The 24,572-nt window shown below is 48.3% G+C and carries 24 protein-coding genes; 2 read left to right on the top strand and 22 right to left on the bottom strand.

The features are described 5' to 3' along the window. Positions 1–24: 24 nt before the first annotated feature. The 3 genes from BUA14_RS26090 to BUA14_RS26080 all read right to left on the bottom strand — a co-directional run bounded on the left by BUA14_RS26090 (position 25) and on the right by BUA14_RS26080 (position 2,473). Complete coding sequence (locus BUA14_RS26090) at positions 25–717, bottom strand: FadR/GntR family transcriptional regulator (RefSeq protein ID WP_072775261.1); 693 nt, start codon at positions 715–717, stop codon at positions 25–27. Between the two features lie 195 nt (positions 718–912). Further along, entirely contained in the window at positions 913–1,491 is a 579-nt protein-coding gene (locus BUA14_RS26085; RefSeq protein ID WP_072775280.1) for a GNAT family N-acetyltransferase, read from the bottom strand. 337 nt (positions 1,492–1,828) lie between these two features. Next, entirely contained in the window at positions 1,829–2,473 is a 645-nt protein-coding gene (locus tag BUA14_RS26080) for a DUF6198 family protein (protein ID WP_207649567.1), read from the bottom strand. A 110-nt stretch (positions 2,474–2,583) separates the two neighbouring features. Here BUA14_RS26080 and yeiL point away from each other — a divergent pair, with 110 nt between their 5' ends. Further along, the gene (gene yeiL / locus BUA14_RS26075; protein WP_072775260.1) at positions 2,584–3,258 is read left to right on the top strand and encodes a transcriptional regulator YeiL; all 675 of its coding nucleotides are present in this window, start codon (positions 2,584–2,586) and stop codon (positions 3,256–3,258) included. 48 nt (positions 3,259–3,306) lie between these two features. Here the strand turns inward: yeiL and BUA14_RS26070 are convergent, their stop codons facing one another. From BUA14_RS26070 to BUA14_RS26045, 6 genes are all read right to left on the bottom strand, one after another. After that, complete coding sequence (locus tag BUA14_RS26070; RefSeq protein ID WP_072775259.1) at positions 3,307–3,999, bottom strand: LrgB family protein; 693 nt, start codon at positions 3,997–3,999, stop codon at positions 3,307–3,309. Further along, positions 4,000–4,374, bottom strand: coding sequence for a CidA/LrgA family protein (locus tag BUA14_RS26065; RefSeq protein WP_072775258.1), 375 nt, complete (start codon positions 4,372–4,374; stop codon positions 4,000–4,002). Positions 4,375–4,568: 194 nt separating this feature from the next. Continuing rightward, positions 4,569–5,456 (bottom strand): LysR family transcriptional regulator, encoded by an 888-nt coding sequence (locus tag BUA14_RS26060; protein WP_072775257.1) that lies wholly within the window; start codon positions 5,454–5,456, stop codon positions 4,569–4,571. Between the two features lie 143 nt (positions 5,457–5,599). After that, on the bottom strand, positions 5,600–9,730 hold the full coding sequence (locus BUA14_RS26055; protein WP_072775256.1) for a DEAD/DEAH box helicase: 4,131 nt from the start codon (positions 9,728–9,730) through the stop codon (positions 5,600–5,602). A 69-nt stretch (positions 9,731–9,799) separates the two neighbouring features. Further along, positions 9,800–9,991, bottom strand: coding sequence for a helix-turn-helix transcriptional regulator (locus tag BUA14_RS26050; protein ID WP_072775255.1), 192 nt, complete (start codon positions 9,989–9,991; stop codon positions 9,800–9,802). A gap of 1 nt (position 9,992) precedes the next feature. After that, positions 9,993–10,340: a DUF2178 domain-containing protein gene (locus BUA14_RS26045; RefSeq protein WP_486598960.1), complete on the bottom strand. Its 348-nt coding sequence runs from the start codon at positions 10,338–10,340 to the stop codon at positions 9,993–9,995. A 268-nt stretch (positions 10,341–10,608) separates the two neighbouring features. Here BUA14_RS26045 and BUA14_RS26040 point away from each other — a divergent pair, with 268 nt between their 5' ends. After that, positions 10,609–11,409 (top strand): arylamine N-acetyltransferase family protein, encoded by an 801-nt coding sequence (locus BUA14_RS26040; RefSeq protein WP_072775253.1) that lies wholly within the window; start codon positions 10,609–10,611, stop codon positions 11,407–11,409. Between the two features lie 133 nt (positions 11,410–11,542). On the opposite strand, the gene BUA14_RS26035 is transcribed toward BUA14_RS26040, so the two are convergent. From BUA14_RS26035 to nspC, 13 genes are all read right to left on the bottom strand, one after another. Beyond that, on the bottom strand, positions 11,543–12,625 hold the full coding sequence (locus BUA14_RS26035; protein ID WP_242954771.1) for a hypothetical protein: 1,083 nt from the start codon (positions 12,623–12,625) through the stop codon (positions 11,543–11,545). Positions 12,626–12,758: 133 nt separating this feature from the next. Next, positions 12,759–13,535: a class I SAM-dependent DNA methyltransferase gene (locus BUA14_RS26030; protein ID WP_242954770.1), complete on the bottom strand. Its 777-nt coding sequence runs from the start codon at positions 13,533–13,535 to the stop codon at positions 12,759–12,761. 347 nt (positions 13,536–13,882) lie between these two features. Beyond that, positions 13,883–14,248 (bottom strand): hypothetical protein, encoded by a 366-nt coding sequence (locus BUA14_RS26025; protein ID WP_072775251.1) that lies wholly within the window; start codon positions 14,246–14,248, stop codon positions 13,883–13,885. 119 nt (positions 14,249–14,367) lie between these two features. Further along, positions 14,368–15,528, bottom strand: a complete 1,161-nt coding sequence (locus tag BUA14_RS26020) for an amidohydrolase (RefSeq protein ID WP_072775250.1) — start codon at positions 15,526–15,528, stop codon at positions 14,368–14,370. Positions 15,529–15,733: 205 nt separating this feature from the next. Next, entirely contained in the window at positions 15,734–16,468 is a 735-nt protein-coding gene (locus BUA14_RS26015) for a GntR family transcriptional regulator (RefSeq protein ID WP_072775249.1), read from the bottom strand. Beyond that, on the bottom strand, positions 16,458–16,655 hold the full coding sequence (locus tag BUA14_RS26010) for a hypothetical protein (RefSeq protein ID WP_072775248.1): 198 nt from the start codon (positions 16,653–16,655) through the stop codon (positions 16,458–16,460). Before BUA14_RS26010 ends, BUA14_RS26015 begins: the two co-directional genes overlap by 11 nt. A 164-nt stretch (positions 16,656–16,819) precedes the next feature. Next, the gene (locus BUA14_RS26005) at positions 16,820–17,635 is read right to left on the bottom strand and encodes a CPBP family intramembrane glutamic endopeptidase (RefSeq protein WP_072775247.1); all 816 of its coding nucleotides are present in this window, start codon (positions 17,633–17,635) and stop codon (positions 16,820–16,822) included. Between the two features lie 109 nt (positions 17,636–17,744). Next, entirely contained in the window at positions 17,745–19,106 is a 1,362-nt protein-coding gene (locus tag BUA14_RS26000; RefSeq protein WP_072775246.1) for a diguanylate cyclase domain-containing protein, read from the bottom strand. Positions 19,107–19,306: 200 nt separating this feature from the next. Then, positions 19,307–20,899: an ABC-F family ATP-binding cassette domain-containing protein gene (locus BUA14_RS25995; protein WP_072775245.1), complete on the bottom strand. Its 1,593-nt coding sequence runs from the start codon at positions 20,897–20,899 to the stop codon at positions 19,307–19,309. Positions 20,900–20,966: 67 nt separating this feature from the next. Then, on the bottom strand, positions 20,967–21,578 hold the full coding sequence (locus BUA14_RS25990; RefSeq protein ID WP_072775277.1) for a hypothetical protein: 612 nt from the start codon (positions 21,576–21,578) through the stop codon (positions 20,967–20,969). Between the two features lie 81 nt (positions 21,579–21,659). Further along, positions 21,660–22,046: a YbaN family protein gene (locus BUA14_RS25985; protein ID WP_427846707.1), complete on the bottom strand. Its 387-nt coding sequence runs from the start codon at positions 22,044–22,046 to the stop codon at positions 21,660–21,662. Between the two features lie 224 nt (positions 22,047–22,270). Beyond that, complete coding sequence (locus tag BUA14_RS25980) at positions 22,271–23,182, bottom strand: hypothetical protein (RefSeq protein WP_072775243.1); 912 nt, start codon at positions 23,180–23,182, stop codon at positions 22,271–22,273. A 252-nt stretch (positions 23,183–23,434) separates the two neighbouring features. Beyond that, a complete protein-coding gene (gene nspC / locus BUA14_RS25975) occupies positions 23,435–24,568 on the bottom strand; it encodes a carboxynorspermidine decarboxylase (protein WP_072775242.1) in 1,134 nt (377 codons plus the stop codon). Positions 24,569–24,572: the final 4 nt, after the last annotated feature.

The raw sequence follows: 24,572 nt of genomic DNA, 5'->3' as shown, positions 1-24,572 counted from the left end.
TCTCCTTAAATGACATACTTTCCTTTATTCATTGAGCAGATGACTCAGGGATTTCTTAGCGTTCTCCAAATAATGATTGACACTATCCAACGCCAACTGGGAGTCGCCGGCTTGAATGGCTTGAAAGAGGCTGGTATGGATTTCGTTTTCATAATTGACAGGCTTTCTGATTCGCAAAACCCCATCCACCGAACGCTGCAAAGCATCGGTAATATGCTCGTAGATTTCAATAAACATTGTATTATGTGTGGCTTTTACCACCGATTTATGAAAAGCAATATCCGCCTCTATAAATCGGCCCACTTCATGGCTTTGGGCCGCTTCTTTGCAGAGTTCAAGGCAAGCTTCCATGTGTTTCAAATCCTCTGCTGTTCTTTTCCCGGCAGCCAGCTGAGCTGCCTCTCTCTCCAATCCTAAACGAACCTCTAAAGTTTCATAAAGATTGCTTTTCTGAACTTTCTTTGCCAAGGCCAGGGCAAAATTACTGTTGGCTTTTACCGTAGTCCCGATTCCTTGACGGGTCTCAAGCAAACCGACATGAACCAGGGCTTGAATTCCTTCTCTTAGGGTATTTCTGCTTACATCAAACCTATCCATCAATTCCGGCTCCGCAGGTATTTTTTCACCAATCTGCCATTGCCCGCTTTCGATCATGTGCTCCAGCTGGGCAGTCACCTGCCCCACTAAAGTGGATCTGCTCGCTTTTTGAATAGACACCAAAGCTCCTCCTTTCTAAACATAGGATGATTGGTTTATAGTATATTTATAAGGAAGCTTGTCTCTTTTGTCAAGTAGGGGCTTGAGGAGAGGAATGATGCTCCAGGCCATCTAAAATACCCCTATCCGTAGTATCAGATAGAGGTGTTTTTGCTTATTGGAGATTGGCCGCACCTGGCGCCATCCGGAAAATGATTAGGTCACCGCGCCTCCAAGTACAAGAGCTTTGGACGTATCATAGCCCAATTCATAATAAGTATTGTTGTTGAATTCGAATCTTTTAATCACATCCAGGCCCAGCTTTTGGGTATGGGCATAGTATGACCTTGGGTTTACATGGTTGATAAACGTGATCAGGATCGGATACCTTTGACTCATTTGCCTTCTGGAAAAATCAAAAACCTTGAGGAGTACTTCACTCCCCCTGTATTCTCTGTCAATACAGATCGGCCCATATTGATAAGAGTTTTTTGTGGAAAGCACCGTTCCCTTATATTCTGTGTTTGGCAATTCATTGATCATATATTGGAAAAGGGGCCACTCCGCCCAATAATCCCAGGATGCAGCCATGGCATAGGCCGCCAGCTTCCCGCCGTCACAAGCAAGGGTAATGCCATTTTCTTTTTCAATCAATTCTTTAAACTGCTCTTCCGTAAATAAGGTGGTAACGAAGCCATCCGTCTTGTCTTGTTGACTGATAGTCGCTATATGATATCTTTGCTGTAATTCCCGTATAGCCCCTATATCCTCAATCCCAGCATTTCGATAAATCATGGCTGCTGCCCTCAATTCATTTGTTTTGATCAGGAACTTTGTTTTCCTCTTTCTTGTCTTTTTCCGGGTATTGTTGGCAATGGTCAAGAAGACAATGCCCTTTTTCGTCAGCCATCATGCAAGGCTCCCTATGTTTGACACACCTGTACCAACCATCGTTTTCACTTACAAAGGCCCTGCTCATGAAGAACCAGCTTCCTTTCCTTACCTTTCTTTTCATTCTGTTTTCTAAATTATATTATATCATCTTTTTCAAATTCCTTTTTGCTCACTTTCTTGCTGGTATAATTCAAAGCACCGGAGCAGAGATTGTGATCTTATGCTGCTATAACTGCCTCTACCCTCTGTTGAACCGCTTTACGGCATGTGACTTTTCGTGCACCTTCTTGGTTAAGCTGATTGCTGCCGTCAGCAGGAACAAGCTGATGATGGTACCCTCCCGTACAAAAAGCGGCAGGGAGAAAATAAGCGAAAGCAGCACCGAACCGGCTACTGACAAGATATCCACTCCATAGCGGATACGGTGAAACGCCACTCCGGTCTTTTCCGCCAGCAGGGCACAAGCGCTTTCGATAGGAAATGCCATAACCTCCAGATTGAGCACCATTCCGGTAAAAGCCCCCGCTATGCAGGTGCCCAGGACAAAGATCAACAGTTGCATGGGATAGCCTTGAACCAGCAAGCTTCCGAGTATCTTAGCGGTGAATAAATCAATCACCCCGCCCAGACAAATGACCGCAACCGCCTGGCTCACATATTTGATGGGATGCCTGAAGTTGCTGAGCAGCATATATGCCATCAGAAAAAGGCCATTGAGCATGATGGTAACCATCCCCACCTTAAAATGCAGCACCCAGGCCAAAGCCACATTGAGCGAATTAAAACTGCTTATACCAATGCCGGCCTTTATCGTCAGGCTGATTCCTATACCTGTCAGGCCATAAAACATCAAGGAAAGCAGCAGCCGGAGAACTTTCTTCACAAAAATACCCTCCTAACTTAGATAGCAGACCCCACAATCTCCTTCCAATTGCAATTTAACAGCAAGACAAGGATAATGAGTATGAGATATCTCACAGTCTGGAGGGTGTAATGAAAAGATTTTATCCCAAATCGGAACATGATCCTTATTATCAAGTCATGAAGAGCCTTGCTCACCTACCTCTTGGAAAATTGCTTACCCATGCACATATTGAAGTATTCGAGAGGGGCGAATATCTTTCGCGCTGCAACGAACCGATCCATACCCTTTATTATCTGATTTCAGGTAAAGCAAAGATCTATATGATTCATGATGATGGGAAACAATCCATCCTGCAGTTTCTGAGCAAAGATAATTATGTGGGGGAGCTGTCCTTGCTGGGTGTGGAAGATGTGCCTAAAGATGTGGTTGCTCTTCAGCAATGCGTCTGTCTCGCCTCTCCCCTTGAGCAATTCAAGCCGCTAATGCTGTCCGATGCCGCTTTTCTCCACCATCTCTGTGTTTACCTCGGCCAAAAAGTATTGACCCGCTCCGAACGATTCTCGGAAAACCTGAATTACCCGCTTAAAAATCGGCTGGCAGCTTTTATTCTGTTTACCGCCCATGATCGCATCTATGGAGAAAAACATGTGGAAACGGCGGAATATTTGGGCGTAAGCTATCGCCATTTGCTTTACACCATTCAGCAGTTCAAAGAAGAAGGCATCCTGATCAAGCAAAAAGGAGCCTATTTTATTGCTGACCCCCAAGCCCTTCAAGTGCTGGCTAAGGACATACGGGCTTAAACCCTGCCCGACGGCAGGCCGTTCAGGCTGAGGCCAGAGCCCTTCGCTTTACAGGTTCAATAAATGATGGACTAAAAACGGAGCGGCGACCGACATATAAATGGCGGCAATTCCCATAGCCACCCCGGACATGGAACCCTGAACCGTCCCCTCAGCCAAGGCCGATGCCGTACCCTGACCATGGGCAGTGGTTCCATAGGCTAATCCGCGCACCAAAGGATTGGTCACTTTGAACAGATTTAATAAAGCGGGGGTCAAAAAGGACCCAATGATGCCGGTAGCAATGACGAAAACCGAAGTGAGGGTCGGATCGCCGCTTAAGATGCCGGAGACGCTGACGGCAATGGGAACGGTCACGGATTTAGGCACTAAGGAGGTCACAATGAGCTTATCCAACCCTAACCATTCAGCCACCAAAACTGTCGTAACGATATTGACCGTAGTTCCTACCACGATCCCGCCCACCACTGGCAGGATATTTTTTCTTAATACTTCCCGGCTCCGGTAGAGCGGAATGGCCAAAGCCACTGTGGCCGGCCCCAGAAGGTAAGTCAAAATAGTCTTGGTCTCCTGATACTGGCTCACTGTAATGCCGGAAATCCAAAAAATAGCGATGATTAAGGCGGTGCTCAGGAAGACCACGTTGACCAATGGACTGGGATAACGCTTATTTAAGAAGCGGCTAAAGGCATAGGCGCCTACCGTAATGGCCATCATCATCAATACAAACAACAAGTTCATTTAAACTCCTCCTTTAGGTGAACGAAACCGGACCAGCAAGGCGGTCACTGAGTTCATAACCATAACGCATACTGCTGTGCCAAGAACAATGGACACTAAAAGCTGGGCGCCGCTTAATTGGAATAACCCTATCCATTGCATCAATCCTACGGCAATGGGAATAAAGAAAAAAGCAAGATGTTTAAGCAGCAAATCTGCTCCTTCTTCGATCCATTCGATGCGAATAATTCCCGCCAGCAATAACAAAAACAAGATAATCATACCCAAAACATTTCCCGGAATGGGAAGATGGCTTTTTTCCGCTACCCAATTTCCCAATTGATAGATTACCCAAAGCAAAGCAATCTGCACGATAAAACGCAACCCCTGAGCCATGAACTCTCACCTCTTTCTCTTTCTATGTTCGATTATAGAGTCATTCCTTTCATTTGTAAAATAGATAGCTGTCATCAATTCTATCTATTTTATAGATAGTTGAACTAAAACTTGCCCTATTATTCCCAAATAAAAAAGGCTTTCCTTCCTTAAAAATAGGTAAAAGCCTTTAACAGTATATTCCCTCACGACGATCAACTTTTGACAAAGAACTTAGTGGCAAACTGCAGCCATAAATTAGCCGCATGGGACATGGAGCGCCCTCGTTTCCAAATGATGAACATCTGGTGAATAATCTGCGGATTGGTCACCGGTATAACGGCAAAGCGCCGCGGGTCCAACTCCCGGCAAGCGGCCCCCGGCAGAAAAGCGATTCCCAAATCGGCGGCAACCATCTGAGTCATCAGTTCAAACTGAGAGGTTTCAAAAATAATGTTCGGTTCAAAGCCTTCATTTTTACACTTGCTGATGATCTCGTCATGCAAGCTGAATTCGCTGGAATATAAAACAAAGGGTTCATCTGCTAACGATTTGAGATCGATGGATGCCGATTTGCTGATGGGGTTGCGGACGGAAACGATAACATATAAGGGATCTTCGGCAAAGGCAAAGGATTCAAAATACTGACTGTCCGGCACGCTGCAGACGACTCCCACATCTAAGGTTCCGTCTAAAATATCCATGATCACTTTCTTCGATCCGCGCTCAGAAAGGCTGATGTCTATTTGCGGGTACTTCTTTTTAAATTCTCCCAGCAATTCGGCAAATAAGGTGGTCCCGGTAATGGGCAGCAGGCCAATGGAAATCTTTCCTCGTTCCAGTTTAATGCGGTTTTGAAATTCGTGGGTTAAATTTTCGAACTTGGTTACGATCTCCAATGCTTGATCTAGAAATATAGCCCCTGTATCCGTCAACTGCACATATTTGGATGTCCGGTTAAACAAGGAAGTGCCCAATTCCCATTCCAGATCTTTGATCAATTTGCTGATGGTTGATTGAGTAACGTGACATTTTTCCGCAGCTTTACTGAAACTCTTCTGACGAGCCACTTCAACAAAATACTCCAAATGCTTGATTTCCATAGTCAACCCCCCCAACGCCTGAACCTTGCTCTGATCCCATCAACGTTATCATTAACACTTTTTCTGACATTTTATCATCTCCTTCCGGAAATAAAAAGCGCCCTTCAGCTTCGTTGGGAAACCAAAAGACACCTCATCCCTATTCAGCGATAGGGTCGGTAGAGCACATAATCCAGCAGCTCACGGCTGAAGCCGGCCGCGTCGAGAGCTGGGTTGGCTTCCGGCGGGTAATCCTTGACGACAATCCGGGTCTGGGCCGGGAAGATTCGGCGGCCGGCATAATCCTGGACGAAAGCCTCCAGAGCCGGAGCCAGATGCTCGGGCGCAAAAACCCGCAGGTTCCTGCCCTGCCGTTCCAGCACGGCCACAGGCACACCGGCGCGCAAGGCTACAGCTGTTCCGGGAAGATTGTGAAATCTCCTGTCCGGCCGGTGAGGCAGGCTTTTGCCCCAGGGCTGAGCTGGATCGCTAGCGTTCAGCCAAAGGATCTGATCCCGGGGCTGGGTTAAGGCAAGCATAGTACCGGCATAATCTTTCTCCCGGATAAACTGGATTCCCGACAGCCCTTCGATAAAGTAGCCCCGGCGCACCCGGCCGGTATACTCCCAGATGCGCAGGGTTGCCAGAGCTGTGCTCCAGCTTATTCCCTGGATGGTCTCCCGGCAGAGAATCACCGCCCGGTCAAAGTTGCGCTCCAGCTGCTCTTCCACGCTCAGGGCCTTAAGTGGGCGGATGACCTCCCAGCGTCCGGTGGCCAGAATTCTCATCCGGGCATTGACCCGCTGCCGGGGTGTGCTCTTTTGCAGCTTATCCCAGTCCAGCCACTGGCGGACGGGAATAAAGCTGTCCGAGCTCACCAGCCCTTGGGCTGCCAGTTGGAGCAGGGTATCATAGGGGGAGCCTTCCACCAGTCCGTTCAATCGCTGCATAAAGCTGGCCCCATAATTCAGCAAAGCCTGATAGATCACCTTTTCCTTGCCCGTTAAGGCTTCCAGGGTCCCGGACAGATCCGCCTCCCAGTCAAGATCAGCGGTCAGGTGATAACTGAGTCCCCCATCGGGACTGAGCCGCCAGAACAGGGTGCCGCCGGCCAGACAAGCATCCATCAGCTCCGGACGGTAATTCCCCACCCGGGTAGGCAGCAGAATAGTTTCCCAGGCCTCCGCCGGAAAGGGCTGATCCCTGAAGGTTTTCAGCGCGACTTCCAGTTGTTCGGCAGCAGGGGCCGAAATCTGCATCCGGCTGGCCAGCAGAGCGGCATAACACTCGGCCGGCAAAGTGGTTATCTGGCGGCGGCTTTTAATCGTGGCCTTTCTGGCCCGGTCATAAAGCTCCCCATGGTAATACAGTCCTTCCTGCTCCACCGCTTTTCCCTCAGCACAAAGCAAGGCCAGAAGCTCAAGGGCCCTCTCCACGGGCCACAGGTAACGTTCCCCCACCTGCTCGGCCGATTGGGCTCCCCGGTAGCGCAGCAGCCTGCGGACCAGCCGTTGGCCGGCCTGTAGATCCCGTCCGGATAAAGCCTCCTCATATTCCTGAACCTGCTCGGCGGCAATCCACAGGCCGGGCTCGATATACTGAACCCGCCCCCCGGCCGCCAATGCCTCCAGCCATTCAATGGGGACCTCCAGCTCTCCTGCCGTCAGATCCCCTTCCATCATCAGCAGGGCATGGAGCTGGTCCGCATCCTGGGGAAGTCTGGCCCGCTCGGATACGCAGGCCAGCTGCTCCGGAGCCGGCTCAATCCCCTCCACTTTCTTTAAGGCTGACTCTATAGCCTGATGGATGGGTTGGGGCGTGGGCGCATAATCGTACATCATGGCGGCTTCCGTCTGCCGCCTCAGGGTCAGGGACATGGGTGAAGGAACATCAAGGTAAAGCTCCCGAACTTGAATATCTCCTGCCTGAATGCCCTGGAGGAGATATTCAACTCCGTCTAAATCCCAGTAATCCTCCAAGCATTCCCGCCTGGTTTCCCGGATCAGCGGATGCTGTTCCTGCTCCACCAGAGAAGCCAGGAGTTCCGCGCTGCGCATGCGCTGAATCCACAAGGGCTGGCGCTGATTGCCTTTTACCCCCATCAAGAGGGCCCGGGCCGTGTTATAACGAAAATTCATATTATAGAGAGGGGTGGCCGGCAACAAAGCGGCGGCAATCTGCCGGGCGGTGGTCGGCACCACCTCCTGGAGCAGACCCTGAGGCAGGGGGCTGCCATCATAGGGAAAGAGCAGGAAGCCGTCATCGTCGGCCACTGCATTGATGGTGGTCTCCATATGGCGGGCGGCCACTTCCCTGACCAATAGGGACAGAGGCTCATTCACCGGGCGGCCCAGGACGGAATGGACCATCAGCTGATGGTTGCCGCTCTCATCCTTAAAACGTTCGATGATGATGGTTTTATCATCAGGCAGGCTGCCGGTGCTCTGGAGTTGGCGCTGGAGAAAGCCCAGAGCGCTTTGGGCGGCAGCCTCATCCAGCCCCAGTTTTTTCAGTTCCTTGAGCAAGGTCCCTGATTGGGCCGCCTGGGTCAGCCGGCGGAAAATCTCACCAAAAGCCAGGCCGGTGCGCAGCCTGCGCCCTTTCAGATCCCCGTGCCAAAAGGGCAGCCTGGCCCCGGCCGTAGTGGCCGGGGTTACGGTCACGGTGTCCTTGGAGATGCCGGCAATCTGCCAGGCAAAGGTGCCCAGCAAAAACCGGTCCCCGAGCCTCGATTCAAAGACAAATTCCTCGTCCAATTCCCCCAGCTTGACGCCACTTTCTGTCCGGCAGGCATATAACCCCCGGTCCGGGATGGTTCCCCCCGCGCTGACGGCCAGCATCCGGCTGTAGGCATCCCCCCGGACCTGGCCATGCAGCCGGTCATAGATAATTCTGGGGCGCACAGGGATATCCCGTTCATGTTCGTAATCCCCCGCCAGCATGCCCAGGATTGCCCGCACATCCTCCGCTGTTACCTCCCGGAAGGGATATGCTCGGGGCAGCAGGCTCAGCACATCCTCCACCGTATAACCCTCGCCGCAGGCCATGGATACCAGATGCTGGGCCAGGATGTCCAGGCAAAGCCGGGGCGGCCGGGAGTACTCGATTCCCCCCTGGCGGGCCACCTCCGCAGTCAGTCCGCAATAGAGGCCTTCCACCGCTTCCCGGGGAAACATATGCATGACGCTGATCCGGTTGGGATTGTGTCCGGCCCGGCCCAAACGCTGCATGGTGCTGGAAATGGATCGGGGACAGCCAATCTGGAAGACCTGATCGATCTCCCCCACGTCGATGCCCAGCTCCATGGAGGAAGTGGCACACAAAAGCCTCAGACTCCCACTGCGCAGAGCCTGCTCCACTTCAAAACGCTGTTCCTTGGCTAAGCTGCCGTGATGGGTGCGGGCAAAGCCCTCTCCCCCCAGCTGATTGATAAAATAAGCCAGCTTTTCCGCGTAAGCCCGCCCTTCCACAAAGGCAATGGCACTGCCGGCACCGCCGTAATAGGCATAGACCGTTTTAGCCAGCTCTTTCCAGACCGTGTCCTTTAAGGCCACCCGCTGATCGGACAAGGGGCTGGTCACTTCAATGCGGATCTGTTTTTCCATCTGGGGGGCGATCACCGTCACCGGGTCGGGAGAAAGATAGTGGGCGGCGATATCTAAAGGCTCGATAGTTGCTGATAAGCCAATCCGCTGCAGCGGCCGGCTGCACAGCCTGTCCAGCCGGGCCACGGACAGCATCAGGTGCGCCCCCCGCTTGGAATCGATCAGGGCATGCAGCTCATCGATAACGATAGCCTGGGCGGTGCGCAGAATTTTCTGCCCGGATTGGCTGGTCAGCATCAGGTAAAGGGATTCGGGGGTGGTAATCAGAATATGGGGCGGAGTTTTGATCATCCGGTTCCGCTCTTTTTGCGGGGTATCACCTGTGCGCATACCGATGTGCAGCTCCGGACCGGCCGGGACACCTGCTTTTGACTGTTCCGCCAGAATCCCCTCCAGAGGACGGCGCAGATTCTCCCGGATGTCACCAGCCAAGGATTTCAGAGGAGAGATATAGATGAGCTGCAATTCTTGCTTTAAAGTACCCTTTGTAGCCTGTTCCAGCAATCTATCGATAAAGACCAAAAATGCCGTCAGGGTCTTGCCGGTACCGGTAGGAGCGGATACCAGCGTATGCCGGCCGGCGGCAATCACCGGCCAGGCTTGCTCCTGAACTGCTGTGGGCGCACCGAGGTCGTTGGTAAACCAGCGCTCCGTCAGCTTATTAAAGATTTCCAGTGAAGGTTCTGACATGGGCATCTCCCGCTATCTCTTGATTTCTTCTCCGCTTACGGCTCACTATTGCCGTCCGGGTATTTTGATTCACTTTGATTTGAATAATTCATCTACGGTGATCTGCAGTACCTCCGCCAGCTTAAAGGCTAAAGAAAGGGTAGGGTCATATTTGTTGTTTTCAATGGCATTGATCGTTTGCCTTGACACATTGCATCTTTTGGCCAAATCCTCTTGGGAGATATTCTTTTCTTTTCTGTGCTGCTTGATGTTATTGTTCATTTTAATTGCCGTATTTTCTTTTATTCAAAAAAAGACTGCCGGTGAACAAAATTGCAATTAAGCCTAAAGAAGCAACCGGTGTACTTTCCATGCTGAAATTGTGGTATTTTTGAAAGAATAGGGCATACATTCCCATAACAAACACTATTCCGGTGTAAATTAAAAAGGTATGTGTGCAGGCTTTAGTTAAAATATAGTTTCGTCGCTCATCACCTTGTCGGAAAACCGTTGCCAGCATAAAGATCAGGCAAACAGCCCCTAAAATCAGAAAAGCATAAGCTGAGTAGACAGCGACTATTTGCCAGGTTTGCGTCCCGGCTAAATTTAAACCCATCAAAACTCCCCCTATAATGTCAAATGTTCTTTACACTTTTAGTATAGCAGGGAATTAGCAAATGTCAAAAACTTTTTACATCAATGCTTAATTACTGGGCATTCAAGGACCTTAAGCCCTTAAGCAGGTGCATTGATCAAACCCTTCGAGGTTTCATAAGTCTGCCCAAAAAATATGGCAGACAAGCTTGTTGTTATATGATATGGTTAATTTGATTATTGAAAATATTGAATATCGCTCGTTTTCTTAGTCCAGCATTGTTAAGCGAGGAGATGAAGATATTATGTACGAAGAATTATCCGCACCGCTGCCGGATAAAAAGCGGTATCTGGAAAGAATCGGCTTTACCGGTGAACTGAAGCCCAACCTGGACACACTCAATCGACTTATCCTGGCCCAGCTGCACACCGTTCCCTTTGAAAATCTCGACGTCTATGACGTTGGCCGGGATATTCTCCTGGACACCGAATCCCTTTTTGACAAAATTGTCGTCCAGGGCAGAGGCGGCTACTGCTTTGAACTCAACGGGCTTTTCATGAGCCTTTTGCAGGATATTGGTTTCGACTGTTATCCCGTTATGGTGCGGGTGGTCTGGATGGCGACGGGCTATATGCCTATTTCGCACTGTGCCGGAATTGTCACTATTGAGGGAACACGGTACTTCTGTGATGTGGGTTTCGGTGGTCCGGCCCCCTGCAGCGCGCTGAGACTGGATGACCCCGGGGAGCAGCAATCGGGAGCGAACCGCTTTGTTTTTGCTCAAGCCCCTGATGGCGACTTTATCATTTACAGGACAGTGGATGGCGACAGGGAGCAACTCCTCAAATTTAACGATCGCCCCTGCCAGAATGTCGATTTCCTTGCCCCCAACGAATATTTATCCCAGAATAAACAATCCGGCTTTAAACAAATGCGTATGATCAATATCGCCCGGGAAGGCGGCAGTGCCGCGATCAACAACAATGTTCTGAGGCTCCATCAGGGTGGGCAGGTGGAGGAAACCCTGCTCGACACGGAAGGCAAGCTCAGGGAAGCGCTCCTGAATTATTTCGGTCTGGCGGTCAGCTTTCCTCTCAAACTTTAACCGTATTCATGGCTCAATTTTTCCTCAGTCTCTGGAATCCCAATCATAGTTTTCTCATATTTGACCTTTTAAAATCACCGTTTTGGGGTCTGGCCCTCCACTCTCCTTAAAAATTCGCCTGTTTTTGAAATAGTCATCTAGATGAGTCCATCCCCGAAACGGCGAATTTTAAAATAGCCGAACCGAGTGACCCGGCTCCGGATGGGTTAACCCTGAAAATATACTCGCACCACCAGCCGTTTTGTGCTGTGCCGTATAAACCCCAATGACCGATCCATGTTTCGCCGCCCATACGGAAAACCCGGTAGCCGGTATCCGTACCGTCTGCAGTGAGCACCTGGTAGCATAGCCTGGGGGAATAGGAGGATACGTCCATGGTCAGAGGCTCGGGGCCATTCTCTCCCCTTGAACTCATGATCTCAATCCTGTCGCCCACATCCGCAGTGATATATTGGGAGTTTTCATAGAGAACATTTCCGACAAAGGCAGCTCTTGTGGCGTCGGTAATGCTCACCTGGAACCGCTCCGGATAAATGCCGAAGGTTGTACCCACGGCACTTTCCAGGAAATATCCCGGCGTGGCTGAACTCCAAAGGGCAAGGGAGACGATTCCCTTCGGTTCATATTCTCCCCTGTTCAGCACTGTATTGCTGGCAACATAGTCGTCGATTTGCCGGCCGGATTGATCATAAAACTGAAACTCGGCCGAGGAATACTGGTCATCCGGGCATCTTAGAACGGTCATGCCGGGAATAGTGCCGCCCACATAGCTGGAATCGGCCACACCGTTGACCGTGCGTTGGATGCGGGCCAGATTTTCATTATTGCTGAGGATTACATCATACTTCGAGGGTGTTTTGCTGAAAGAGCAGACAACTATTCTGTCCTGGGAAATCGCCCCGTCTTTACACCGGTAATAGCTCTCCAGGCTGTATTGATCACCTTCCCGCCGAAACAGCGCTGCGCCCAGATCGGATCTCGCTTCGCTACGGTCGGCAAGAAACCCCAGGATATACCACCCGTCCTCCCAGGTTTCGTAAGTACCGAACACTGTAATATCGTTTTCCGCCAGCCCCAATGCCCGGGCGATAGCCGCTTCGGGGGTTGGGCTGTTTTTGGGATTGGTCAGAAAGCATAAGGCAACTCCAATACAGAAAAGCAAAGCCACAACCCTAATCCATGAAGCCGGCTTTTGGAAATTCAAGATATTTTTCACTTTTGTTTCACCCCCACCTCTGAAGACCGTCAGAAAAATCAATCCCGTCTCTTCTTGCGCTGTATCTCAGAAGCTCCGAAAAATAGGCTTTCCTGGCCTCAGCCTCCAACTCCATGATGACCCGCTTTTCTGGCTAACGTGTGCAAACAAATATTAATTCTCTCCCATTTTCAATAGGTGATTTATCGTACCATCCATATTCTTCTCTAATGCGGAAGCCAGCGTCCTGCAAAAGCTTTGTCAGCTGTTCGTAGTAATAATATTTGAGTGCCAAATTATCGGCGAATCGTTCAACCACCCCGTTGTTCGCCATAACTTCATAGGCAAAGCCAGGATATATTATCTGATTCTCAATATCGATCCGTTGACCCCAATGCTTCTTGACTACTTTGCTGCCTGTTGCATCATCCCAGCGCTCCCATTGGACCGTTTCAGGATAACACCAACTTTCATCAAGTGTCCCAAAAGGGCGAAAAACATTGATAATAACGATACCGCCATCATTCAAATGCTCGCGCATGCAAGCCAAACATCCGTTTATATCTTCAGCCCTGGTCAGCACCTGAAAAGCCCGAAATGGGGCGATTATCATGTCAAAGGTTCTCCAAAGGGAAAAGTCCGCCATATTTCCCTGCACAAGCGCCAGCTTTTTCTTCGTTCCGGCAGCTACATTGGTGAGCTTCGCTGATAAGACAGCAAGCATATCTTCTGAGAGATCGAGAGCGGTAATATCGTGCCCTGCCTCAGCAAGAGGAATAGCGATCCGGCCTGTTCCGCAGCCCAGCTCAAGGATTCCGCCCCCAAAACCACTAGCATATTCAAGATAAAAAGGGACGTCCGCCGTGACGAGATCCCGCTGATCCAAATCATAAAGGTGCGCCGAATTCCTATAAGCATTGACCTGATCCACCTGCGTTCCTCCTCTTTATGTTATCAATGTCTTCATCTCACCTATTCCGCAGGTCAAATTCGATCGGCAGCCCATGTCCGCGGGGCTGAGCTGTCTGCCGTTGACCATACTGGAAAGACCTGCATAACTCCAGCTTCGTAACCCATTTCGACGCTTTGCGGCCTCATTCCTCCTGTCTTGATAGTTTATCTACCATGGCCAGGCACACTATCTGCCTATGAAAGAGCATTTTCTATGTCTAAACCACAAATTAGTCCCGCTGAAAAGATTGCTGCTGTCCAAAAATGCCTGGATGGAGAAAAAAATCCGGTCTCAGATTGCTCTAAGACCGAACGCTTTTTGAGTGATCAGATGAGGCCGTCTTGAGCACGGATTTCCTGGCGCAGCTGCTCGAACTGGGACTCATCGACAATCGCCGCCAGTAAGATATCCTGGCCAGATGCGGCTGTTCCGCCCCCATCACTCATGCCGCTGGCTGAAGTATCGGCTGCCATTAAAGGGCCTGCATCCCCGCCACCACTGCCCAGGGTCAAATCCGCTAAGCTGCCGATCTGACCGGTAAGTGGATTCATGAGATGATCGGCAGTCCCTTCAGAGAACTTATGAATTCGATCAATCTGTACATCCGTTATTCCTAAGTCTTTGATACGGTTGGCGATAACTTCAGCTTGTTCCACCGTGTTGAAATACGCAAGGATATTTCTTTCCGCCATATTTCCAACCCCTTTTCTTAGATAATCTTTGTTGTTTTGCCCTTTGAAGAAGGTGATTTGAATTTAGAGTCGGTTATTTTCAGCTATTCTATTCTTCTCACTTCACTAACCATCTCTGGTTATCGCTGACTATCGCCAAGGTATCCTCGTTTAAAGACAACCTCACCATCGATCAGCACCCAGGTGGTTTGTGCCTGAACATCCAAGGGATGCCGGTCAAAGACCGCAATATCTGCGTCTTTACCCGCCTCCAGGGAACCTACCCTCTCCGAAATCCCCAGTATTTCAGCAGGATTCAGAGTTATGGCCTTAAGGGCCGTCTCTTCAGCCAGTCCCGCTTTGACCGCCAAGGCCGCGCACAAGGGCAGATAATGTACGGGAACAACCGGATGATCGGTCATCAAAGCTATTTTTACCCCGGCTTTATGCAGGATCGCCGGGGTGTCAAAGGTCAGTTCTTTCAGCTCCACTTTTCCCCTGGGGCCGATGAAGGGTCCTGCGATGGCGGAAAAGCCTTCTTCCGCCAGCTCATCAGCGATTAAATGCCCTTCTGTGCAGTGCTCCAAGGTCATTTTAAGTCCAAACTCTTTGGCAATGCGAATTGCCGTGAAAATATCATCGGCTCTGTGCACATGGGCTTTGACATTCAGCTCACCCCTCACCACCGGGATCAAGCTTTCCAGCTTCAGGTCAAACCCTGAACCCTTCTCTTTATTCTCCAGGTAATTTTTGGCTTTGAACAGATACTCTCTCCAGATCGCTGCGGTAGCCATTCTTGTCGAAGGGCTTTGTTGCTTGGCACTGTATCTTTTCTTCGGGTTTTCACCGAAAGCAACCTTCATGGCCGCCGTTTCCTGAAGAATCATCTTATCGATTCTTGTCCCTTTGGTTTTAATCGTAGCAAATTGCCCACCTATCACATTGGCACTGCCGGGACCGGTACAGATGCAGGTCACGCCATGTTCATAGGCTTCCACCAAAGCTCTGTCCCGCGGATTAATAGCATCGACCGCTCTAAGGTGGGGTGTCGCCGGATCAGTACCTTCATTGCCGTCCGCTCCCTCAAAATCCAGCCCGTCCTCCCACATACCTGCATGGCAGTGAGCGTCAATCATACCAGGTATGATAAAACCGCCTTCAGCATCAAGGGTTGGGCAATGTTCGGGAATGATCAAATCCTTGCCCACGGCCATGATTTTGCCCTTATCCACAAGCAGTTGGCCATTCTCAATCGGTTCACCTGTCATTGTAAGCAGCGTTCCATTTTTAATTAATAACATGTTGATCTCCTCCTGATTTTTAATAGCTATAGAAAAACCGCCCAAAGAAAAAAGTGCCCCTCTCCTGTAAAAGATGGGCACTTTTTCTGTCTGCAATTAATTCTATATTCTAAAGATCTAAAAAAGATATCCAAGGTCTGCCCCTTTGGATATCTCTGTTTATATTATAGCACATTTAAACAACAAAGTAACCTTTTAATGATTCTTACTTGCCGGTCTGATTTTCCAGTTTTATAATCGCTTTTAAATACGGGGCCATATGTGCCTGAAAGGCGGTTAACACCTGATCGAGCACCCCTGTGCGGCAAGCCTCAATGATCCTTTGATGTTCATCATGTTTTTCCATAACTGAGCCTAATGTTGATATATCCCTGTTCATTGCCGCCAGCAATTGGAAGTACTGGTTTTCTAAAATCTCCACCCGGCGCAGGCTTTCTGAGCGTTTCCAGAAAAATTCATGAAAAGCCAAATCACAGGTATTAAAAATATAATTTTTCTCCCTGACATCCATGGCCGTTTCCTTGTCTGCCCTGATCATCTCATGGTTCAGCTTCTCCAGATAATTCAATTCCTGTTCCTGTAAAAGGGATTTTTCAAAAATAAGGGTCAGCACCTGCATCTCCAGCGGAATTCTTATGGACAGGATTTCTTCAATGTCTTTATAACCTAAATTAAGCACCTGGCTGCCTTTCTTGGGCAAAAATATCAGGATTCCCCGCATATTCAACTCTCTCAAGGCCTCACGTATAGGTGCTCTGCTTATCCCCAGCTCATCTGATATATCTGTTTCAACCAGCCGATCCCCGCTCTTCAATTCCCCGGTGAGAATCTTATTCTTCACATAGGAGACCACGGTCTCACTTAAATTTGCTTTTGAATAGGTGATCATATGATTTAATCGATTATAAGCATTATTCCGATCATAAGCATTATTCAGCATGCGCCCACCTCTTGGTATTATACCTCCTGATCATTTCCTCAATTTTTTCAGGAGCTGCTTCCGCTTTTACCATTGCTTCGACTTTTTCACCATTTCTATAGATGGCCATAACTCCCAGAAAATCAACCAAAACAGTCTCTTTGAATTCTGATACTAATGCTTCAAACCCAGCCTTAGCCCTCTTCATACGGATCCTCATCCCTATCTTCTCACAGATTTCTATAAATTGTAGATTGTCTACAATTTTTTAATTTAATTATAGCACTAATAATCTCACTGGCAAGAAAATAGTTGCCATTTTTTTCTTCGATTTTCTACAAATATCGCCTTTAAACGATAAATTACCCCCACCTACCGTTGTATCCACACCATTAAAGCCATGAGCGTATTCCAGGTGCCATGGGCAATAATCGAAGGCCAGAGGCTGCCGGTCTTTTCGTAGAGCCAGGTTAAAACGACTCCCCCCACCAGTAAGGGAATAAAGCGCAGAACGTCAAAATGCAGCAAAGCGAAAAGCCCTGCCGTAAAAAGAATCCCTTTACTCCTACCATAGCCTTGACGAAAGGGTGGATAAAAAATTCCCCGAAAAAAAACCTCTTCCTTGATCGGAGCAATCATGCCGCCCAGGATAATAAGCAGCATCAGCTGCCAATCGTATTGAGCCCCCATGAGCACGAGGGTGAAGCTTTGGGGCGCAGGTGTTCCTAATTTGTTGGCCAGGAAATTCCCGATCAGCCCTACGACTACCAGGAGAAAAACTCCCATCATCAGCCCCAGTAGAATATAACGAACATGAGGTCTGACCAGACCTAACTCTCTGAGAGGACGGCGGATGAGCTTAAAAAAACATAAAATGATGATAAGGTAAAGCAGAGCCTCACCCATTCCCACGGTCAAAAAGCGAAAGAACCCCTCTAATTGATCTAAGTCCTTAGGAGTTCTCAGCCAACCGAGAAAGAATTCAATTCCATAGATAATGAGCAACAGAAAAAGCCCTTGCCAAACATTCCATACAGGATGACGGGGAGGGATTCTGTTATCCTCTTTATTCACCGTTTCTTTTTTATTTTTATCTTGAGTTTTATTTTTATCTTGAATTTTATCTTTATTTTTATTCTTATCTTTCTTATTGACTTTAGGCGCTTTTCGGTATGATTTATTGTCCATGGATAATTACTTCCCAACTTTCTCTATGTAAAGCCATTATGTCAGGCAAAGCTTATTTTATATTGTAAACGAAAGGGCTAAATGTGTCTACATGGCATGGCTGTTGAAGTTATGGCGTGCATACACAATTTCTCCCGGTTTTCTTGGCTTTATATAGAGCCATGTCAGCCTTATGCAGCAGCTCCTCCAGGGAGTTATCCACGGCAGGCAACGCCGTGGCTACACCGATGCTGGCTGTAACCACTCTGTCCACATCGGAGATTTCGGATGGGATACTCAGCTTGACGACGGCCCTGCGCAAGCGTTCACCCACCAGCATGGCGCCAATCCGATCCGTATCCGTAAGAACACAGGCGAACTCTTCCCCGCCCCATCTGGCTACCAAATCTGAAGAGCGCTTTACATTCGACTTTAAGGTTTGGGCAATTTTATAGAGGCATTTATCCCCCTCCAAGTGACCATAAAAATCGTTGTACTTTTTAAAACAATCCACATCGATCATCAATACAGATAAACTATTCCCATTACGCCTGGCCCGATTCCACTCCATGGTCACCGTTTCATTGAATTTCCGGCGATTGGCGATTTGCGTCAATTCATCGATATAGCTATTTTCTTTTTGCCGATCCCTGTATTTCTTTTGCTCCACATGGTTTCGGAGCCGGCCTTTGATGATGGGCAAGCTGAAGGGCTTCGTGATGTAATCCACCACCCCCAATTGCAGAGCATACTCCTCATTCTTTTCGTTTTTGAGAGCGCTAAGGAAAATTACCGGGATATCTCTCGTCTCCGGCATTTCCCGCAGACGAATGCATACTTCATAGCCATCCATCACCGGCATAATAATATCCAGCAGAATAATATCAGGTTGGCTTTTTCCCGTGGCCAGCTCTAAGGCCTCAATCCCGTTGTCGGCGGTCATCACGATGTAATCTTCTTTAAGAGCACTTTCTAAAAGCTTCAAGTTAAAAAGCTGATCATCCACGATTAACACTCTGGGTTTGGCAGCCTCTTCATCTTTTAGCTCACAGGATATATCGCTGGCGAAATCAGGCTTCTCGTTCCAGGCCGCCCCGCTGATCCCTGTATGAATCTCATCCAGGAATGGAGTTGAAGAAACTCTTTGTTCTTTTGACAAATCCTTGATGATAGCAAAAAGACAAGGCTCATTACGCCACTTCCCCTGCCAGATACGCGCTTTGGCGGGGATGGGGGTTCCCTCTTTTTTTTCCAGGGACAAAGGAAGACTCTCTTTCTGGCCTGCAAACAGCTCAGCTAAGATCTTTTCACCTTCAGCCATCTTACCGGCGGCAGTTATGGTCAAGATATTCATTTTCATTAACTCTTCATGAGAATAGCCCAGCTTCTTGAGCACGGCAGTATTTGTATATAATAATCTTCCTTCCCGATTGATCATGAGGATCATATCCTCAATCGTTTCCAGAAAATTTTTCATATCAAGGTCTTCCACACTACGCATCTCCTATCGAGCCCTCATGAACCAATAAAAACCTATCAAATCCCAGTAACTTGATAATTCGCTATATTTCAGGAATCACCTCTCGATTTCAAAGAACAACGATTAATTTTCCCGGTGAAGTTGGGATGGATGAAATTGGGGAAGCAAAAAGGAATGCCGCCAGCATTCCTAATCTGTCTTTATCCCCTTCATTATCCGATAGCCAGGTTATCCAGAAACTCATCATAGGTCAACCGAACATCGATCATCTCTTCCGGAGTGATCTGAATAATGCGGTTGGCAATGGTCTGGATAAATTGGTGATCATGGGAGGTAAAGATAATATTGCTTTTGTAATCCGTCAGTCCATTGTTCAGGGCGGTGATGGATTCCAGATCCAAGTGATTGGTGGGCTGGTCCAAAAGAAGCGCATTGGCCTGACTCAGCATCATTTTAGCCAGCATACACCTGACCCGCTCGCCGCCGGAAAGGACTTTAAGTGATTTCAGGGCTTCTTCCCCGGAAAAGAGCATCTTGCCCAGGAAACCACGGACATAGGTGTCGGTTTTATCCGCGGAAAACTGCCGCAGCCAATCCACCAGGCTCAAGTCCACATCCTGAAAATACTCTGTGTTATCCTTAGGGAAATAGGCTTTGGTAATGGTGACGCCCCATTTATAGCTGCCGCTGTCCGGCTCCATTTCCCCGGCCAATATCTGGAGCAGGGCGGTATAGGCCGCTTCATTGGTGCCTACCAAGGCAACTTTATCCCCTTTGGTCAGGATAAAGCTGACATTATCCAAAACCTTAACTCCATCGATAGTTTTGCTCAAACCTTCTACCGTCAGGATATCATTGCCCACTTCCCGCTCCGGTTTAAAGCCTACATAGGGATATTTGCGGTTGGAGGGTTCGATATCTTCGATATTCAGCTTATCCAGCATCTTTTTCCGGGAAGTGGCCTGTTTGGATTTGGAGGCATTGGCGCTGAAGCGGGCAATAAACTCCTTAAGCTGTTTGGCCTTTTCCTCTTTCTTTTTGTTAAGATCCCGGGTCATTTGCAGGGCTAACTGACTGGATTCATACCAAAAATCATAATTGCCCACATAAAGCTTGATCTTGCCAAAGTCCACATCTGCCATATGGGTACAAATCTTATTAAGAAAATGCCGGTCATGGGAAACGACGATGACCGTTCCCTCAAACTCAATCAAAAACTCCTCCAGCCAGCGGATGGATTGAATATCCAAGTGGTTGGTCGGCTCGTCCAAAACGAGGATGCCGGGATTGCCGAAAAGAGCCTGCGCCAGAAGCACCTTAATCTTTTCCACGCCGGACAGTTCAGACATAGCCTTGTCATGCAATTCTGTGCCGATGCCTAAGCCTTGTAAGAGGGTGGAGGCTTCGGACTCCGCTTCCCAGCCGTTCATCTCTCCGAATTCATGCTCCAGCTCCGCCGCCTTGATTCCGTCCTCATCTGTAAAATCAGCTTTCGCGTAGAGAACTTCCTTCTCCTTCATGATGGCATAAAGCCGCTGGTTGCCCATAATGACCGTATCTAAAACCGTATACTGATCATACTGGTAATGATCCTGCTTGAGCATCGATAACCGGACTCCCGGCGCGATGGTCACATCTCCGGAGTTGGGTTCAACTTCCCCTGAGAGAATTTTGAGGAAGGTGCTTTTCCCGGCACCGTTAGCGCCAATCACACCGTAACAATTGCCCGGAGTGAATTTCAAGGAGACATCTTCAAAGAGCTTCCGCCCGCCATATCTTAAGCTCACGTTATTAACACTAATCAATTTATGCCCGCCTTTATGATCTTTATTTTGTATTTGCATACATCATAAGAGTATAGCACAGATATGATCATAATGCATTAATCTTAAGCCTTCTTCTCCTCACCTCATGGGCATAGAGATCGATGGTTGTCCGGGGTTTCACCGCTTTCAGGTCGCCTTGATAGATGATCCGGCCTTCAGCATGGAGCAGGTTTTGGGGTCTCACCAGGTTTCTGGGTATCTGTAAATCCATAACACCGCTTTCCTTTAAGACATAGTACACAAATTCCGAACACATAAAGCGATCCTCACTGGACAAGGGCTTATTCCATATGCTATGCCAAAGGCCCCGATAATTATATTTATAACGATCACTATGGGCAATAAAATGATCCATCAGCTCTTTGACCTTGTAGTATTGCTGCCTGGTTATTGCCACTTCAATAATTGCACCCGGTAAATTCTCACAGAAGCCATACACCCCTTCATGGATATCTTCCCTTCTGAACCGTCCGATAAAAGGGTTATAAGGATTCCTTCTGCCGAAACTGTACATATGGTTCAGGTCACTGTCCAGAGAGAGGGCAGCATGGGTATAATCATCTTTTTTAAGGACGTGAATAAGCCTGGACAGGGCGGTATTGGTGCGAGTCAATACGATATATAAATAAAATGTTTGCATAATGAGTTCTTCCTCCATGAGTTTAAAATTAGAAGACATGCTCATTATGACAGATAGATTTTAAGAACTCCTAAATAAAGTCTTAAAAAATGATTAATTTTAATCATTGGCTCTTTCATCTTTTTTTAATGTTGTGATATGAAAAGTAAAGTAATAGTATTTAAAGATAAACATGCCGGCGATCAGGACTCTGGCCAAACTATTATTTGTGAAAATAAAAGCGAGGAGAAGCATAGCTGACGCAAAGGCCAGTATGCTTGCTTTCGTTTTAAAGGTCATGGAGCGGGTGCTGACAAAACTCTCCAGATGATTTTTATACAGCTCTGTTGCTAAAAACCAAGTATTGAATTTCTCTGAACCCCTGGCAAAGAAAAAGGCTGCGGCCAGGAGAAAGGGTGTCGTTGGCAGCAGAGGCAAAAGAACACCGACAGCACCCAGTCCGAAACACAGCAATCCCAAGCCTATACACACATATTTTTTGATCATCTTCATCACTCCCGCTCTTTAAAACTAAGCACAAAGGAGACATCCCTTAACTGGTATGAGGAATGATGCCGGCATCATTCCTCACAAAAATTAATTCATCCTTCTGTTCCTTCATCAGCCAAGCACTTGACGGAAATTTGGGGGGCAGCCATAAGTTAGCTTCAGCTAACTTGTAAGATCACAATATACTATGAGTGATCTTTTGTCAATGTTTTTTTCACATCCTAGTTCACCTTATCATACTGAGGCGCATAGAGAATCTTTCCCTCATTATCCATAATAATGACCTCACCCATCCACATCCATTCATCGCCGCGAACAGGTTCAGCATGTTCATCCAAGGTGAATTTATCTAAAATCACCTTATGAATCAAGCCAAAGCTATCTGTTGCCAGGGCTGCCAGGGTTAATGTCTGACCTGCGGAAAGGGTAATTTTTTCGTCAATCTCAGTCCCCAGACCGCCGGAATTCAAAGCCTTTTCAGAAACAATCCTGCCATCTACATCCACCACAAAGCGTGCTTTCTCTATGGTATCATTCTGTACCGGCGTTACCTCCATACTCAAGTTCCCTTTGCGGCTATACTCACCGGATAGTTCAGCAGATGACCTTCTATAGATCGTTCCACTTTCACCTTCAAATCTTGCCTGGACAGCCGGCAGTACCCTGGCGCGCAGGTCCTCCCATACCTCCAATTTCTCGGTTCTCTCCGTACCGTCATCTGCTATGACCACCTTAGCATCAATGGTATCAAAAATATTTACCGGGAGAGTAGCGGAAAAGCTGGTTCCGCTTCTAGTCATTTCCGTACTTTGACCTGATACATATACGGTGGCAAGGGTATCCGCCTTTGTTTCCTTAGGTGAGATGTTAAAGGTTACGGGGACCGTGAGATTGTCTCGATCAAAAGTGCCCAATGCATAATCATAGCTATCGATGATGCTTGCCTGACGTTTCAGCATCGAATCGATATTGGCGTAAATACTGTTGATTTGGCTTGACTGGGCAGCCGTCATATTCACAAGTTGATTCTGTGTATTTTGGAGATCATTCTGTAAATCTCCAATCCGGACCAGGGTTACCACCTGCAAAAGTACGAGTATGGAAATTATAATCGGGACTATGTTTCTTTTCATCACTTACCTCCGTTGTTAAGCTTGTAAACTTTGCCTCTCTTTAATTCGACTCACCTTAGCGTCTCTCCTTCTCATTCAATACTATTCAGAAAAAGGGCCGAAAGCTGATTCTCCAGGATTTTGGGTCTGTGCAGTGCGGCTACGCAATCCGCTTCGCGTTTTTCATCCTCTGCTGGTGCCGCCTAAAAGAATAGCAAAAGGCCTGCCGCCCCACGTTTGCAAACGTCCTGGCGACAGACCCTTCAGTTCCATCTAAGACAACCGGTTTTTGAAATCTTCATAGCCGAATCGGCGAATCAGCTTAAAGCCTTCTTCTTCATTGTAAAGCATAATATTGGGTAGGTTTACCCCGTTGAACATATTATTCTTGACCATGGTGTAATGAGCCATATCGCAGAAGATAAGCTTGTCCCCCGGCTTTAAAGGTTCGGCAAAGGAATAGTCGCCGATCACATCCCCGGCCAGACAGGTATTGCCCCCCAACCGATAGGTGTAGGGATGTTCCCCCGGCTCCCCTCCATTGATAAGCGCCGGCCGATAGGGCATCTCCAGGACATCGGGCATATGGCAGGCCGCCGAAGCGTCAAGCAGGGCGATCTTCATCCCATTATCCACGATATCCAGCACCTTGGTGACCAGGAACCCTGTATTTAAGGCGATGGCCTCTCCGGGCTCCAGATAGATCTCCACCCCGTATTTTTCCCGCAAATGAAGGATGCAGCGGACCAGGGTCTCAAGATCATAATCAGGGCGGGTAATATGATGACCGCCGCCCAGATTCAGCCATTTCATCTTCTGGAGGTGTTCACCGAATTTCTCTTCCACCACTTTAAGGGTGCGTTCCAAGGTATCCGAGTTCTGTTCACATAGGGTATGGAAATGCAGCCCATCGATTCCCTCAAGCTCTTCAGGCCTGAAATTGGCCAGGGTCGCTCCCAGCCGGGAATTCTGATAGCAGGGGTTATAGATGTCCGTGGCAATCTCCGAATACTCAGGATTAACGCGAATTCCGCATTCAATGTGGTGGCCAGGATAGTTTTTCACCTTAGCTTTGAATTTGCGCCACTGATCAAAGGAGTTAAACACCATATGATCGCAATACCCCAGCAGCTCGTCAAACTCCTCTTCGATATAGGCCGGTGAGTAGACATGAACTTCCTTGCCCATCTCTGCAAAGCCAAGTCGCGCCTCAAACAAGGAGCTGGCGGCGATACCCTTCAGGTAGCGGCCCACCAAAGGAAACACAGCATGCATGGAGAATCCTTTCAAGGCCAGCAGGATCTTGCACCCTGTCCGCTCTTGAACGGATTGCAAAATCTCCAGATTTCTCCTGAGCAGGTTTTCATCCACCACATAACTAGGGGTGGGCAGTTCTTTTATATTCATGTCT

Source organism: Desulfitobacterium chlororespirans DSM 11544, from assembly GCF_900143285.1.
Taxonomy (GTDB): domain Bacteria; phylum Bacillota; class Desulfitobacteriia; order Desulfitobacteriales; family Desulfitobacteriaceae; genus Desulfitobacterium; species Desulfitobacterium chlororespirans.
This window is presented reverse-complemented; position numbering and strand designations above follow the sequence as displayed.

Excerpts from the sequence above, each read along its gene's own strand:
- nspC (WP_072775242.1), bottom strand. The coding sequence starts at position 24,568 with ATGAATATAAAAGAACTGCCCACCCCTAGTTATGTGGTGGATGAAAAC.
- BUA14_RS25985 (WP_427846707.1), bottom strand. The coding sequence starts at position 22,046 with ATGATCAAAAAATATGTGTGTATAGGCTTGGGATTGCTGTGTTTCGGA.
- BUA14_RS26060 (WP_072775257.1), bottom strand. The coding sequence starts at position 5,456 with ATGGAAATCAAGCATTTGGAGTATTTTGTTGAAGTGGCTCGTCAGAAG.
- BUA14_RS26065 (WP_072775258.1), bottom strand. The coding sequence starts at position 4,374 with ATGGCTCAGGGGTTGCGTTTTATCGTGCAGATTGCTTTGCTTTGGGTA.
- BUA14_RS26050 (WP_072775255.1), bottom strand. The coding sequence starts at position 9,991 with ATGAACAATAACATCAAGCAGCACAGAAAAGAAAAGAATATCTCCCAA.
- BUA14_RS26025 (WP_072775251.1), bottom strand. The coding sequence starts at position 14,248 with ATGGCGGAAAGAAATATCCTTGCGTATTTCAACACGGTGGAACAAGCT.
- yeiL (WP_072775260.1), top strand. The coding sequence starts at position 2,584 with ATGAAAAGATTTTATCCCAAATCGGAACATGATCCTTATTATCAAGTC.
- BUA14_RS25980 (WP_072775243.1), bottom strand. The coding sequence starts at position 23,182 with ATGAAAAGAAACATAGTCCCGATTATAATTTCCATACTCGTACTTTTG.
- BUA14_RS26005 (WP_072775247.1), bottom strand. The coding sequence starts at position 17,635 with ATGGACAATAAATCATACCGAAAAGCGCCTAAAGTCAATAAGAAAGAT.
- BUA14_RS26040 (WP_072775253.1), top strand. The coding sequence starts at position 10,609 with ATGTACGAAGAATTATCCGCACCGCTGCCGGATAAAAAGCGGTATCTG.
- BUA14_RS26010 (WP_072775248.1), bottom strand. The coding sequence starts at position 16,655 with ATGAAGAGGGCTAAGGCTGGGTTTGAAGCATTAGTATCAGAATTCAAA.
- BUA14_RS26085 (WP_072775280.1), bottom strand. The coding sequence starts at position 1,491 with ATGATTTATCGAAATGCTGGGATTGAGGATATAGGGGCTATACGGGAA.
- BUA14_RS26015 (WP_072775249.1), bottom strand. The coding sequence starts at position 16,468 with ATGCTGAATAATGCTTATGATCGGAATAATGCTTATAATCGATTAAAT.
- BUA14_RS26070 (WP_072775259.1), bottom strand. The coding sequence starts at position 3,999 with ATGAACTTGTTGTTTGTATTGATGATGATGGCCATTACGGTAGGCGCC.
- BUA14_RS26055 (WP_072775256.1), bottom strand. The coding sequence starts at position 9,730 with ATGTCAGAACCTTCACTGGAAATCTTTAATAAGCTGACGGAGCGCTGG.
- BUA14_RS25990 (WP_072775277.1), bottom strand. The coding sequence starts at position 21,578 with ATGGAGGAAGAACTCATTATGCAAACATTTTATTTATATATCGTATTG.
- BUA14_RS26020 (WP_072775250.1), bottom strand. The coding sequence starts at position 15,528 with ATGTTATTAATTAAAAATGGAACGCTGCTTACAATGACAGGTGAACCG.